At 72.3% G+C, this 14,049-nt stretch carries 8 protein-coding genes; 4 read left to right on the top strand and 4 right to left on the bottom strand.

The features are described 5' to 3' along the window. Positions 1-184 precede the first annotated feature (184 nt). Both NO889_RS10680 and NO889_RS10685 read left to right on the top strand, forming a co-directional pair. A complete protein-coding gene (locus NO889_RS10680; RefSeq protein WP_256412238.1) occupies positions 185-4,909 on the top strand; it encodes a DUF7997 domain-containing protein in 4,725 nt (1,574 codons plus the stop codon). Between the two features lie 171 nt (positions 4,910-5,080). After that, positions 5,081-6,151 (top strand): pyridoxal phosphate-dependent aminotransferase, encoded by a 1,071-nt coding sequence (locus NO889_RS10685; RefSeq protein WP_256412239.1) that lies wholly within the window; start codon positions 5,081-5,083, stop codon positions 6,149-6,151. Positions 6,152-6,215: 64 nt separating this feature from the next. On the opposite strand, the gene NO889_RS10690 is transcribed toward NO889_RS10685, so the two are convergent. Further along, positions 6,216-6,716 (bottom strand): DUF8009 family protein, encoded by a 501-nt coding sequence (locus NO889_RS10690; protein ID WP_256412240.1) that lies wholly within the window; start codon positions 6,714-6,716, stop codon positions 6,216-6,218. After that, a complete protein-coding gene (locus tag NO889_RS10695; RefSeq protein ID WP_256412241.1) occupies positions 6,709-8,505 on the bottom strand; it encodes a MutS-related protein in 1,797 nt (598 codons plus the stop codon). The genes NO889_RS10690 and NO889_RS10695 overlap by 8 nt, the downstream gene beginning before the upstream one ends. A 200-nt stretch (positions 8,506-8,705) precedes the next feature. Here NO889_RS10695 and NO889_RS10700 point away from each other — a divergent pair, with 200 nt between their 5' ends. After that, the gene (locus tag NO889_RS10700; RefSeq protein WP_256412242.1) at positions 8,706-10,394 is read left to right on the top strand and encodes a methyl-accepting chemotaxis protein; all 1,689 of its coding nucleotides are present in this window, start codon (positions 8,706-8,708) and stop codon (positions 10,392-10,394) included. Between the two features lies 1 nt (position 10,395). Beyond that, positions 10,396-11,133 carry a bacteriorhodopsin gene (locus NO889_RS10705; RefSeq protein WP_256412243.1) on the top strand — a complete coding sequence of 246 codons (738 nt, stop codon included), beginning with the start codon at positions 10,396-10,398 and terminating at the stop codon, positions 11,131-11,133. A 55-nt stretch (positions 11,134-11,188) separates the two neighbouring features. Here the strand turns inward: NO889_RS10705 and NO889_RS10710 are convergent, their stop codons facing one another. Both NO889_RS10710 and NO889_RS10715 read right to left on the bottom strand, forming a co-directional pair. Next, entirely contained in the window at positions 11,189-12,337 is a 1,149-nt protein-coding gene (locus NO889_RS10710) for an acyl-CoA dehydrogenase family protein (protein ID WP_256412244.1), read from the bottom strand. Positions 12,338-12,420: 83 nt separating this feature from the next. Further along, positions 12,421-13,782, bottom strand: coding sequence for an adenylosuccinate synthase (locus NO889_RS10715; RefSeq protein ID WP_256412245.1), 1,362 nt, complete (start codon positions 13,780-13,782; stop codon positions 12,421-12,423). Positions 13,783-14,049 lie beyond the last annotated feature (267 nt).

The raw sequence follows: 14,049 nt of genomic DNA on the forward strand, positions 1-14,049 counted from the left end.
CCAAACTGGCGCGTCGCCCCCGGCGGCCCGTGGCCCTCGCGCGAGCGCCCCTCGATCGGCGTCGGGAATTCCCGCGTTCGGCGTCGAGACGCTCCGAGGCAGCCGCCGCGACGTCAGCCGCGGACCGGCGAGCAGCTTCGCCCGGTCCGTCAAGGCTTTTGCTCCCGCGGCCGGCAGGACTCGCATGCGACTGCGAACCGCGATCTCGGAACACAAACGTCGCCGCGGCGAACGCTACTCGACGGAGCGGCCCACCACCGTCGGGGCGTTCACCGGCGACGGCGGTCGGCTGGTCCACGTCGGACCGGACGGCGACGCTCACGACTGCTCGTACGCGCTCTCGGGCGTGGGCGGGACCGACCGGATCCGGATCGGGATCGCCGGCAGCGGCGGGGTCCGGTGGCTCGCCGACCTCGAGACCACCCGCCAGCACTACGACGGCGACACCCCGCTCGTCGAGACGGAGTACGACGCCGGCCGGTACACGGTCCACCAGTTCGACCTCGTCGTCGGCGACGCCCACCTCACGCACGTCGTCCTCCGCGGGTCGCCGCCGGCGAACGCCGACCTCGTCGCGAGCTGCGCGTTCGCGCCCGACATGGTCGAGGGCCGCGTCGGCAACCTCGTCCACGAGGGGGCCGGACCCGAGGGCGGAGACGTGATCGAGGTGTTCCACCGTCGCGAACACGACTTCCTCACCGCCTCCACCGGCCTCACGGCGGCGCACGGCCAGCGCCAGGAGACGATCCCGCAACTGCTCGGCGAGGACGACGGCCGGACGCCACATCGCGGGGAGATCGACGAGCGCGAGGACACGAGTCTCACGCCCGACGTCGTCGTCCGTGCCCCCTTCGAGCGCGACGGCCGGATCGAGCGCGTCACCCTCGTCAGCCGCCCCGTCCTCGACGGGAACGGGACGTCCCCGGACGCGCCTCGGGACGGAACGCGGCTCGCCGAGGACGTCGACCGCGCCGACCGGCTCGAGGCGGTCTCGCGGGTCGCGACCGCCCACGCCGACACCGACAGCGTCCGCGAGGCGGCCGAGGCGCGCGCGCCGACGGTTCCCGACTCGGTGCCGCGGGGTCCGACGGTCGCGAGCGACCTCCGCGCGCTCGACCTCCTCGAGTCGCCCTCCGGCGGCCGGATCGCCGGGCCGGAGTTCGACCACTTCTACGCGACCTCCGGCGGGTACGGCTACACCTGGTTCCGCGACGAGGCGGAGGCCTCGAGCGCCCTGCTCGCCGCGAGCGAGGAGCTCGGACTGGACGCGCGAGAGGGGCTCCTCGCGTCGGCGGCGTTCCTCTGTCGCACTCAGGACGCCGACGGGAGCTGGCCCCACCGCGTCTGGGCCGACTCCGGCAAGGTCGCGCCGGGGTGGGCGAACGCCCGGATCGAGTCGAGCGACGGGGCGACGCCCAACGACCAGCTCGACCAGCCGGCGTCGGCCGTCGCGTTCCTCGCGGAGCTCCGGCGGACGACGGAGGTCCCGGAGCCCCTCCGCGGCCGGATCGACGAGGCGATCGCCGACGCGGTCGCGTTCCTCCGGGAGACGACGCTCGTCGACGGGCTCCCCCGCCGCTGTCAGAACTGCTGGGAGAACGCCATCGGGCGGTTCACGCACACGGGCGCGGTCTACCTCCGCGCCTTCGCGTCGGTGGCGCGCGCGCCGCTCGGGGCGGACCTGCGGGCCGCGGCCGCGACCGCCGCCGACGACGCGGCCGCCGGACTCCAGGACCGCTGGATCCCCGAACTCGAGCGGTTCCCGCAGCGCGCCAGCAACGGGGACGGCGACGAGCGCGCCGACGCCAGCACCTTCGCGCTCGCGGACGCGCTCGCCGAGTACGACGCGCTCGCTGCGGAGCGGCCGACCGTCGCCGGCGGCGACGGAGCCGCCGCCGACTCCCCGCTCGGTCCCGTCCCGGACGCGGTCGACCTCGACGCGCTCGTCTCGCAGGTGTCGACGCACGTCCGAACGTCGATCGACGCGCTCGGTCGCGAGACGGAGCACGTCGAGGGGCTGGTCCGGTTCGTCGGCGACGACTGGCGGACTGCGGAGCAGGGCGGCGCGAAGGTGTGGTCGATCGCGACGCTGTGGGGCGCGGTCGCCGCCGGCACCGTCGGCGGGATCCTCCTGTCGCGCGACGAGCGGGCGGAGCCGCTCTTCTCCGCGGCCCGCCGGCTGTACGCGCTGTGTGAGCCCGACGGCCCCTTCGCGAACGAGTCCGGGCTGCTCGCGGAGCAGGTCTTCGACGACGGCGACCTCGACAGCGCGACGCCCATCGCCTGGGCGCACGCCCTCCGGCTCGACGCGACGGCGACGCTCGCGCGACACGGGTCGCTGCCGGTGCCGCACGACCGTCCGAGCGGCCCGGAGGTCCCGCGGTGGACCACCGGCCGGAAGTTCGGCGTCGGGACGCCCGCCGATCACGCCGCGGACGACCCGGTCCCGGTCTGGTTCACGCTGACCGAGGGGGCGTTGACGGAGGCGCGGTTCCCCCGGATCGACGTGATGAACCTCCGGACGTTCGACTTCCTGATCGCCGACCCCGAGACGGGACACACGGTCCGGACGTTCGACGAGACGGGGCACGTGACGACGACCGAGACGATCACCCGGACCACGGAGCCGAGCGCCGAGGACGCGCTCGCGTACAGACAGACGATCCGCGAGTCCGGAGACGGTCACGGCCACAGCTGGACGCTCACCGTGGAGTACGCGGTCGACACCGCGGGCGACGCGATCCTCGCGGACGTCGAGTTCGAGGGGGTCCGCGCGTACGACGTGTACGCGGTCGCCGACACCGCGCTCGCGAACGTCGGCACGGACGACCGGGGGGCCCGCGTCGGCGACGGTCCGTACCACCTGCTCGCCCACGACGAGAACGGGAACCGCCCGCCGGGGAAGCTGGTCGACGACGAGGGCGAGCCGTTCGAGGTCGCCGCCGCGCTCACGAGTACCGACGGCTTCGACTGGGCGGGCGCATTCGCCGCGGGCGACGACGGGCTCGAGTCGCTGTTCGGCGACGGCGAGCGGGCGTCGGCCGACGAGGCCGGCGAGGCCGCGAACGGTAACGTCGTGCTCGCCGGCCTCGTCGGCGGCGGGACGACCGTCTCCGAGACGGTCGCGATCGGGTTCGCCGAGCGGGGCGACACCGCGGCGGCGCTCGGCGAGGCGGAGGGAGCGCTCTCGCGCGGCTTCGAGGCCGTCGAGTCGGCGTACGTCGACACCTGGCGGGAGTGGCTCGCCGGGCGAGAGTACCCGGACGCCGTGACGGCCGACCCCGACCTCGAGGCGCAGTACCGGTTCGCGCTCATGACGCTCGCGGGCGTCGAGGACAAGCGTCACGACGGGGCCGGGATCGCCAGTCCCTCGGTCCCGTGGGGCGAGACGGAGTACGCCGAGGAGAACCGCGGGTACGGCTACAACTTCGTCTGGTCGCGCGACCTCTATCAGGTGTTCACCGCGCTGATCGAGGTGGGCGAGATCGAGCGCGGCGCGGACGCGCTCGCGTACCTGTACAACACCCAACAGGACGAGTCCGGGTTCCTCCCACAGAACACCTACATCGACGGGCGCACCCGCTGGGGCGGCGAGCAGATGGACAACATCGCGTTCCCCTCCGTGATGGCGTGGCAGCTGTACGAACGCGGGGTGACGCTTTCCGACGCCGACTACGACTACGAGCAGGTCCGCCGCTCGGTCGCGTACGTGGCTCGAAACGGCCCGCAGACCGCCCAGGAGCGCTGGGAGGAGGAGGCGGGCTACTCGCCGTCGAGCATCGCGGCCGAGATCGCGGGGCTGACGTGTGCGGCCGCGCTCGCGCTCGCCGAGGCCGACCGGATCGAGTCGGCCGGCGACGGCGCCGGCGAGAGTGACGCCGCGTCCGGCGCGGACGACGCGAACACCCCCGAATCCCTCCGCGCGGACGCGCTCGCGTGGCTCGCGCTCGCCGACGACTGGGCCGACCGCGTCGAGGAGTGGTGTGCGACCGACACCGGAACGGACCGCCACGACGAGACGCCCTACTACCTCCGGATCACCGCCGACGGCGACCCGAACGCCGGCCGCCCGCGGACGATCGCCAACGACGGCCCGACCTACGACGAGCGCGAGATCGTCGACGGTGGCTTCCTCGAGCTCGTCCGACTCGGCGTGAAGCCCGCCGACGACCCGGTCGTTCGCAACTCCGTCGCCGTCGTCGACGACTCGATCCGGGTCGACACCCCGCACGGCCCCGCCTGGTACCGTTACGTCGGCGACGCCTACGGCGAGCTCGGCTACGGCGACCCCGGCGGTCCGTGGGCCGGCACCGGCGACGGGCGGGGGCGGCTCTGGCCCATCTTCACCGGCGAGCGCGGCGAGTACGAGCTTCGCGCCCGCGCCGACGGCCCCGACGACTTCGGCGGCACCGACGAGGCGGCGCTCGAGCCGGCCGCGCTGCTCGAGACGATGGCCGGCTTCGGCAACGACGGCCGGATGCTCCCCGAGCAGGTGTGGGACCGCGACCATCCGACCGACTACGGCTGGGAGTTCGGCGAGGGGACCGGGGGGGCGACACCGCTCGCCTGGTCGATGGCGGGGTTCATCCGGCTCGCCCACGGCGTCGACGCCGGCGAGCCCGTCGAGACGCCGACGGTCGTCCGCGACCGCTTCGTCGAGCGCGACCGGCCCGCGGGTCCGGAGCTGACCGCCGACGCCGAACTCGAAGACGACGCGGTCGTCGTCGCGGGCGAGACGACCGGCGAGCGGGTCGCGGTCGTCACCGCCGACGAGTCGGCGCTCGCGACGACGACGGACGGCGCGTTCGAGGTTCGGCTCGCGGAGGACACCCGGACCGTCGTGGTCGCTGCCGCCACGGACGAGGAGTTCGAGGCCGCGGGCACCGCGGTCGAGCGGATCTGGCTGTAGGCCGTTCGGCCCGGAGCGTGTCCGGCCGCGGACGCCCCGGTCGAGCGGATCTGGCTGTAGGCCGTTCGGCCCGGAGCGTGTCCGGCCGCGGACGCCCCGGTCGCCGTCGGCTCCGGCCGCGTTCGCTCACACCCAACGGTTATCATCGGCTCCCGTCTATACCGGCCACCCATGGAGATCCCCCCCTTCGAACTCGAACGCTGGCTCGACGAGTACGAACCGGACGCCGACCTGATGCTCGCCGAGAGCGGCGTTCGGAGCCTCCCGGTCGACCGGTTCGACCTCGACGTGGGCGAGCTCGGCTACGTCATTCCCACCGACGGGGAGCCCGCGTTCCGCGCGGAGATCGCCGATCGCTACGGCCGCGACGCGGAGGAGGTCGTCCTCACCTGCGGGACACAGGAGGCGGACTACCTCACGTTCATGTCGCTCTTGGACGAGGGGGACCACAGCGTCGTCGTCTCGCCGACCTACCAGTCGCTCGCGAGCGTGCCCGACTCGATCGGCGAGGTGACGGAGGTCCGGACGGAGCCGCCCGAGTGGGACCTCTCCGTCGACGCCGTCGCGGAAGCGATGCGACCCGACACCCGACTCGTCGTCCTCACGAACCCGAGCAACCCGACGGGGAAGTACCTCGACCCGGAGACGATGCGGGCGCTGTACGACCTCGTCGCGGACGAGGACGCGTACCTCCTCGTCGACGAGGTGTACCGGATGCTGGCCGACGACCCGCACGCGCCGGCCGCAGCGCTCGGGCCGCGGGCGATCTCGGCCGCCGGCGTCTCGAAGTCGTACGGGCTGGCGGGAGCACGCGTGGGGTGGGTCGTCGCTGACGCGGAGATCGCGGACGCGGTACGGAAGTGGAAGGACTACACGACGATCTCGCCGCCGCTCGTCGGGAGCCACGTCGCGAGACAGGCGCTCGGCGAGCAGGAGGCCGACATCCTCGAGGCGAACCGCGCGCACGCGAGGGCGAACCGGGAACGCGTCGCCGCGTTCCTCGATCGCCACGGTCTCGAGTGGTTCGAGCCGACCGGCGTGAACGGGTTCCCGACCGTCCCAGACGGGTTCGAGAACGGCAAGGAGTTCTGTCGGTCGGTGTTCGACGCCGAGAGCGTCGTTCTCGCGCCCGGCGAGGTCTTCGGGCATCCCGACCGCTTCCGGATCGGCTTCGGTCTCCACACCGAGGAACTCGAGGACGGGCTCGACCGGATCGGCCGCCACATCGAGGCCGAGCGCTGACGCGCCTCCGGTGGCGTCGTAGCGCGTGAACGGCGGTCGTCGGGCCGTCGATCGCCGGCCGCGGTCACCCGAGCGCGACCACGTCGACCTCGTGCGTTCGGCTCCCGTCCGTCCGCTCCGCCCCCGCCGCCCCTTCCGGCCCTTCCTCCGCCGCCGTCCCCGCGTCGACCGGGATCTCGACGGTCCCGCCGACCGCCTCTCTGACCGCCTCTCGCCAGTCGGCCACGGCCTCGGCGTGCCGTTCGCGGTGGGTTTCCACGTCCGCGTCGGGGTACTCCGCGGCCGTCTCGTCGACCTCGGGGTACGGCGGCGGGTCCGCGACGAGGTCGGCCGGGTCGACGTGGACCGGTCCGCCCGGACCGTCGACGTCGGCCTCGGGAACCCCCTCCACGCGGTGGAGCCGCGCGCGCATCCGCCCGGAGTACGGCGGCGTCACCCGGAGGACGACCCGGCGGTCGGTCCGGAGGTCGGCCTCGAGGGCGTTCGCCACGTCCTCGCGGTGAACCGCGATCGACCGCATCCGGGTCGGGTCCGCCCCTTCGCCGGAGCGTTCGGGATCACTCATCCGCCGATCGGCCGCCCTCCGGCGTCCAGCGCGCGTCCGAGAGGGTTCGTTGGACGGCCTCCTCGCCGACCGCGCTCGCGAGGTGTTCGAACCCCCCGCGGACCGCCCGGTCGGTCGCGTTCGCGACGAGCCGCGAGACGATGAACTCCGGGGTCGACTTACCGACCGTACCGAACCGCGGCTGGTAGTCGACGCGCAGCTCGAGGTCGTTCGTGAGCCCCTCGGCGAATATCCCGTCGATCCGCGCGGGCTCGGGCAGCGGGCTGAGATCGTCGGCGAGGTGGGTGACGTACACGCCGAGCGCGCCGCGGTCGACCGTGAGATCGACGAGGCCGTTGAGGAGGTCGGCGGCCCGCCCCGGCTCCGTGATCGCCTCGAACTCGTCGACGAGCATCAGGGTCCGTCCCTCCTCCACGAGCGGCGGGACGACGGACCGCAACGTCGACTCCAGCACGCCGGCGTTGAAGGAGGCGTGCCGGCGGTGGAAGACGATCCGGTCGAACGTCCCGACCTCCGCCTCCTCGGCGGGCACCGGGAGCCCCATCGACGCGAGCAGCGCCACCGCACACAGCGTCTCCAGGAGCGTCGTCTTCCCGCCGGAGTTCGCGCCCGTGAGGACGCTCACCCGGTCGCCCGTCGGCGGGGAGTCGGCGACCGAGACGCCCGCGCCGCCGGCGAGCGAGTGGTCCCCCACCGCGTACGAAACCGGCTGGACGTCGCCGTCGACGAAGGGACTCCGAGCGTTTCGGACCGCGAGGCCGTCCTCGACGAGGCGCGGCCGGACCAGGTCGTACTCGGCCGCGAACCGGCCGAGCGAGAGGTCGACGGCGACGTCGGAGACGACCTCCACGGCCCGAGCGACGTCGCCGCCGGCGTCGCCGATCCGATCGCGGAGGTCGGCCGCGACGGTCGCCTCGCGCTCGTCGGCCGCGTCGGACAGCTCCTCGACGAGTCCGCGGAGCGTGGCCGAGACGAAGTCGGCGGCGTCGAGCGCGTCGTCGGGGGCGGCCGCCCGGACCGTCGCGGGGTCGACGCCCGTCTCCGTCGCGACGTGGTCGACGGTCGCCGACTCCAACGCCTCGAAGTCGCGGAGCGACCCGTCCCGAACCACCTCGAGCACGTCGAACGCCGAGTCCGCGAGGTCCTCGGCCGCCGTGCGCCGCTCGCGGAGCCGGTCGAGTTCGTCGTCCGCGCCGGGGGCCACCGCGACGTCGTCGTCGTCGAGCGAGCCGCGCACGTCGCCGAGCGCCTCCGCGGCCTCCCGGAGCGCGTCGTCGTCGAGGTCGGCGAGCGCGTCGAAGGCCTCGCCCGTCAGCCCGACCTCACGGAGGGCGAGCGCGGTCTCGACGGCCGCGCGGTCGGTGCCGTCCGCCTCGTCGTAGGCCGCGAACGCGTCGATCACGCGGGCACGTTCCCCGTCGTCGAGGGCGCGCCAGGCGTCGCGGGCGGCGACCACCTCCGCGAGCCTCGTCTCGATCGCGTCGCGGTCCAGCGAGGGCGTGAGGACGCGGATCCGGTCGGCGGCGTGCTCGGTGAGGGCGTACCCCGCCGCGAGCGCCAGGAGGTCGTCGTACACCTCGCGCGTGTCGCCGGTCGCGAGGACGCCCATCCCGGCCTCCCCGTTCGCCCGACGGAGGATCCGCGTGGCGCGCCCGCGGTGGAGCCCGGCGTCGACGAGCGCGCGAACGTCGGCCGACTCGATCGCCTCGACGGCCCGCTCGACGCCGAGTTCGGCGGTCAGAAGCTCGCTCGTCTTCGGGCCGATCCCCCAGTAGTCCTCGAGTCGCATGGGTGGACGTCTCGGCGCGGCCGCTTGGTGTTTTCGTCCGGTCGCGTCGGGTCGCGCCTCCTCGACCGAGCCGCGACCCCCATCGGTCCGGTGCGCTCCTCGTCGCCTCGGCACGCGTCGCTCCGCCCGACTCGAGCTATCACGCGTGATACTCCGACGCTCGATTTTATCCGTGGAACGGCCCTTCGTATCCGCTATCGATGGGATTCGAACCGCTGTCTCGACTCCGAGCCAGTTACGGCGTGAAGCTCGCGTCGTCGCTGGTCGGGGTGATGGGCGTCTCGGTCGCGTACGGGGTCGTCGTTTACGGCCGTACGGGGGATATCGGTCCCGCGGGGGAGGAGATCCGCTCCGGGTTGGTCGGCATGACGTTGCTCACCGTGATAGGGCTCGCGCTGATCGGGGTGACCGTGGGGTCGAACACGGTCGTCTCGCTGCGACAGCTCACCCGGAAGGCCGAGCGGATGGCCGACGGCGACCTCGACGTCGCCCTCGAGACCGGACGGACGGACGAGATCGGTCGACTCTTCGCTGCCTTCGACGGGATGCGCGGCTCGCTCAAACGCGAGATCCGCGAGGCCGAGGAGGCGAGGGCGGACGCCGAAGCGGCGCGACGTGAGGCGGACGAACGGGCCGCGACGATAGAGCGCAAGGCGACCGCCTACGAGGAGGCGATGCGGGCGCTCGCCGACGGCGACCTCACCCGACGGGTCGACCCCGACTGCGAGAGCGACCCGATCCGTCGGGTCGGAACCGCGTTCAACGAGATGGCGGCGGAGCTCGAGGGGACGGTCGCGTCCGTCGCGTCGGTCGCCGAGGACACCGCGACCGTCGCCGGGACGGTCGACGACCGGACCGAGAACCTGCGGTCGACGACGGGGACGGTCTCCGGAGCCGTCTCCGAGATCGCGGACGGGGCGCGAACCCAGCGCGACGACCTGCGAGCGACGACCGACGAGGCCGAGTCGCTCGCCTCCTCTGCGGAGGAGGTCGCGGCGACGGTGAGCGAGGTCGCCGAGACGGCCGAACACGCCGCGGCGGTCGGCGAGGAGGGCCAGGAGGCGGCCGAGGCGGCGCTCGACCAGATGGACGCCGTCGAGGCGGTCACCTCCGAGACGACCGAGGACGTCGAGGCGCTCGCCGAGGAGATCGAGGAGATCGGCGAGGTCGTCGACACGATCGCCGAGATCGCGGAACAGACCAACATGCTCGCGCTCAACGCCTCGATCGAGGCGGCGCGCTCGGACGCCGACGGCGCGGGATTCGCGGTCGTCGCCGAGGAGGTCAAGAGCCTCGCGGAGCGGACCCAGGAGTCCGCCGCCGAGATCGAAGACCGGATCGGCGCGGTCCAGGCGCGCGCCGAGGCGAGCGTGGAGTCGATCGCGGAGACCGAAGATCGGATCGAGACCGGCGTCGAGACGGTCGAGACCTCGATCGACGCGCTCGAGCGGCTCGCGGACGCCTCCGAGCGGACCGACGAGAGCATGACCGAGATCACCCGTGCGACGGAGTCGCAGGCGGACACGGTCGACACCGTCGTCGGCCACGTCGAGGACGTCGCGGCAATCAGCGCGCAGACCGCGAGCGCCGCCGGCGACGTCACCGGCGCGGTCGACGAACAGGAGCGGACTCTCGCCGCCGTCGAGAACGCGGCAGAGGCCCTCTCGAGCCGCGCCGGCCGCCTCCGGCGCACCGTCGAGCGCTTCGAGTACGACGCCGACGAGGCGGACGAAGCCGGCGGCGTCGACGTCGACCTGGAGGGGACGCCCTCCGAGGGGGTGGCGACCTCCGACGGCGGCCGGGACCTCGCTCTCGGCGACGACTCCGGGGGCGACGGGGGACGCTCCGGCTTCGACTTCGCCGGCGACGGTCCGGGGGAGGTGAACTGAGATGCTCGCGAACGTGACCGTCTGGGCGTGGATCGGCGCGGTGGGGATGCTCGCCGGGACGGTTCCCTCGCTGTGGCTGTGGTACCGGCGGCCCTCGGAGGCGAGGTACTACGCGACGCTCGCCGGCGTCACGGGGATCGCGGCGGTCGCGTACGCCGCGATGGGACTCGGCGTCGGGACCGTCACAACGCTCGGCGGGACGTTGCCGGCCGCGCGGTACGCCGACTGGCTGCTCACGACGCCGCTTCTGATCGCCTACCTCGCGCTGCTCGTCCGGGCCGACCGGCGGACGATCGCGACGCTGATCGCCGTCGACGTGGTCGTCATCGCGGGCGGCGTCGTCGCGACGGCGACGACCGGTTCGGTCTCGTGGGCGGCGTTCGCCCTCGCCTCCGTCGCGTATCTCGGGCTCGTCTACGGGCTGCTCGTGAAGCTCCCGCGGTCGGCCGCGGCGCGGGCGGACCGCGTGCGCGCCGTCTTCTACACGCTCCGGAACATCACGGTCGTCCTCTGGACGCTGTACCCCGTCGTCTGGCTGCTCGCGCCGACCGGCTTCGACCTGCTCACGCCCGCGACGGAGATGCTCGTGTTCGTCTACCTCGATTTCGTCTCGAAGGTCGGGTTCGCGCTCGTGGCCGTCGGGGGCGCGGACGCGCTCGCGTACGTCGGAACCGACGCGAGTCGCGAGGTCGAGGACGGAGCCGAGCCGTCTCCGACGGGCGCGGAGTCGGCGGACTGAGGGGAGGAGCGACCGGGAGAGGGACGCCGGCAGAGGGTCGTTTTCGCCGTCCGCTTCACCGCGACTGCCGGTAGATGAGGTTGCGCTGGATGTCGTTCGCGCCCTCGTATATCACCGGTATCCGGGCGTCGCGGTGGACGCGGGCGATCCGTCGGTCCGCGAGGACCGAGCGCCCGCCGTGGAGCTTCATCCCCTTCTCGGCGCAGTCGACCGCGACCTCCGTGGACTTCGTCTTCGTCAGCGCCGCCCAGTAGCCGGCGTCCTCGCCGTTCGCGACCTTCTCGCAGGCGCGCCAGTTGAGCGCGCGGGCGGCCTCGAAGCCGATGCGCATGTCGGCGAGGGTGTGTTGGACCGCCTGGAACTCGTTGACGGTTCGGCCGAACGCGTTACGGTCGTGGACGAACGCCTCCGCCTCCTCGATGGCGGCGGCGGCGAGCCCGAGCCCGTGGCCACCGACGATCACCCGGCCGTGGTTGAAGAAGTCGGCGAGGACGTAGAAGCCGCCGCCCTCGCTGCCGATGACGTTCCGCTCGGGGACGAAACAGTCGTCGAGGACGATGTGGCCCTGCTTCGACGCGCGCATCCCCATCTTCTCGGGGATGTGCTCGGCCTCGTACCCCTCCGAATCGGTCTCGACGACGAAGAGCGTGTAGTTGGAGTAGCGGTCCTCGCCGTCGCCGGTCTTCGCGTAGACGGTGAGCCAGTCGGCCTCCACCGCGTTACCGACCCAGTACTTCTCGCCGGTGATCTCGTAGCCCCCTTCGACCTTCTCCGCCTCGGTGGTCATCCCCGCGAGATCGGAGCCGGTCTCCGGTTCCGAGACCGCGAGCCCCGAGATCTGGTCGTTCTCGGCGACCGGACGGAGGTACTCCTCCTTTTGTTCGTCGGTGCCGTACCGCTCGAGCATCTCACAGCCGAAGCTGGCGAGCTGGAGGGTGAGCGCGATGCCGGCGTCGGCGCGGTAGAACTCCTCCGCGATCGCGAGCACCTGCGCGAGGTCGAGCCCCCTCCCGCCGTACGCCTCGCCGATGTCCTGCGCGACGAGCCCCGCGTCCATCCCCGCCTCGAGGACGTCCCAGGGATACTCGCCCGACTCGTAGTACGCCTCCGCGTTCGGCGCGACGTGCTCGTCGGCGAACTCGCGGGCCTCGTGTTTGATCTCCCGTGCGCGTTCCGGCACGACGCTCTCGTCGAGTAGGTCCATGCCCGCAGTCCGACCCACCGTGATAAAACGTTCGTGGAACAACGAAAAACGTTGGGTTCGTTTATCCGTTCGAGCGAATCCGCTTACGCGTCGGACGCCGAGAACGGGTTCGAAAGCTCGATCGTCTCCTCGCGGTCCGGCCCGACGCCGATCGCGTACACCGCGGCGTCCATCTCGTCGGCGACGAACTCCGTGTAGGTCCGCGTCGCCTCGGGGAGCGCCCCGTACCCCTCCGCCGCGACCGCGGTCCAGTCGACTTCCGACCAGGTGTCGAACTCGCGGTACACCGGCTCACACCGCTCCCACTGTAGCGTCGTCGTGGGAACGGTGTCGAGCCGTTCGCCGTCGAGGTCGTAGCCGACGCAGACGTGAAGCTCCTCGAGGTCGGCGAGCACGTCGACGTGGTTGATCGCGACGCCCGTGAACCCCGAGACGCGCGAGGCGTGGCGCAACATCGGGAGGTCGAGCCAGCCGATCCGTCGCGGTCGGCCGGTGACCGTCCCGAACTCTCCGCCCTTCTCGCGGATGTCCTCGGCGAGGGACTCCTCGCGGTCGTCGCCGTCGAGCTCCGTGGGCATCGGTCCCGAGCCGACCCGCGAGAGGTACGCCTTCACGATGCCGACGACCTCGCCCGACCCGACGGTCGTGACGCCGAGCCCGGAGCCGACGGTCGCGCCGCCGGCGGTCGGGTTCGAGGAGGTGACGAAGGGGTAGTTGCCGTGGTCGACGTCGATGGAGGTCCCCTGTGCGCCCTCGAAGAGGATCCGGTCGCCCGCCTCTCGGCGACGGTGGAGGAAGTCGCTGCAGTTGACGGTCATCCCGTCGTCGGCGAGTCGGTCGCCGAACTCGACGAACTCCTCGAAGAGCGCGTCCACGTCGAAGGCGTCCGCGTGTTCGGAGGCGTCCACGTCGAGGCCGTACACGCCCTCGGCGACGGCGCGGTTGTGCGAGACGGCGTACTCGAGCCGCTCGCGGAGCACGTCCGGATCGAGCAGGTCGCCGATCCGGATCCCGCGTCGACCCGCCTTGTCCTCGTAGGTGGGGCCGATCCCGCGACCCGTGGTGCCCACCTCGTCTCCGGCGTCGTCGTCGGCTTTGACCGCCTCCTCGATGCCGTCGAGGACCCGGTGGTACGGGAGGATGACGTGCGCCCGGCGCGCGACCCGTACGTCGGGGTCGAGCCCGCGCTCGCGGAGCCCGTCGATCTCCGAGAAGAGCGTCCGCGGGTTGACCACGCAGCCGTTGCCCAACACGCCGATCGTGCCCCGAACGGCCCCGCTCGGCACCAGCGATAACTTGTACTCCTCGCCGCCTTCGACGACGGTGTGGCCGGCGTTGTCGCCGCCCTGATAACGGACTACGACGTCCGCGTCCCCTCCCCACCGGTCGACGAGCGCGCCCTTGCCCTCGTCTCCCAGTTGGGAGCCGACGATGGTGACTGTCATACCGCTACCCCCTTCCGACCGGGGGGTAAAACAGATTACGGTCCGTCGTCGCGATCATGGCACGAACGTGTATGAATCCCGCACACACTGTCGGAAGATATCGTCGTTCGTGCCATCCCACTGGTGGAGCGGTCTTCCGTCCGATCAACAAAACGGGTATCGAAGCGCGGAAGCTACTCGAAACGTGCCGTACCCGTCCGTATCGATCTCGTTTCTCAGTCTCCCGTGTTCCCTGAATATCCGTTGTCCCCGAAATCCAATTCATCT

The organism is Halorubrum rubrum (genome assembly GCF_024494685.1).
Taxonomy (GTDB): Archaea; Halobacteriota; Halobacteria; order Halobacteriales; family Haloferacaceae; genus Halorubrum; species Halorubrum rubrum.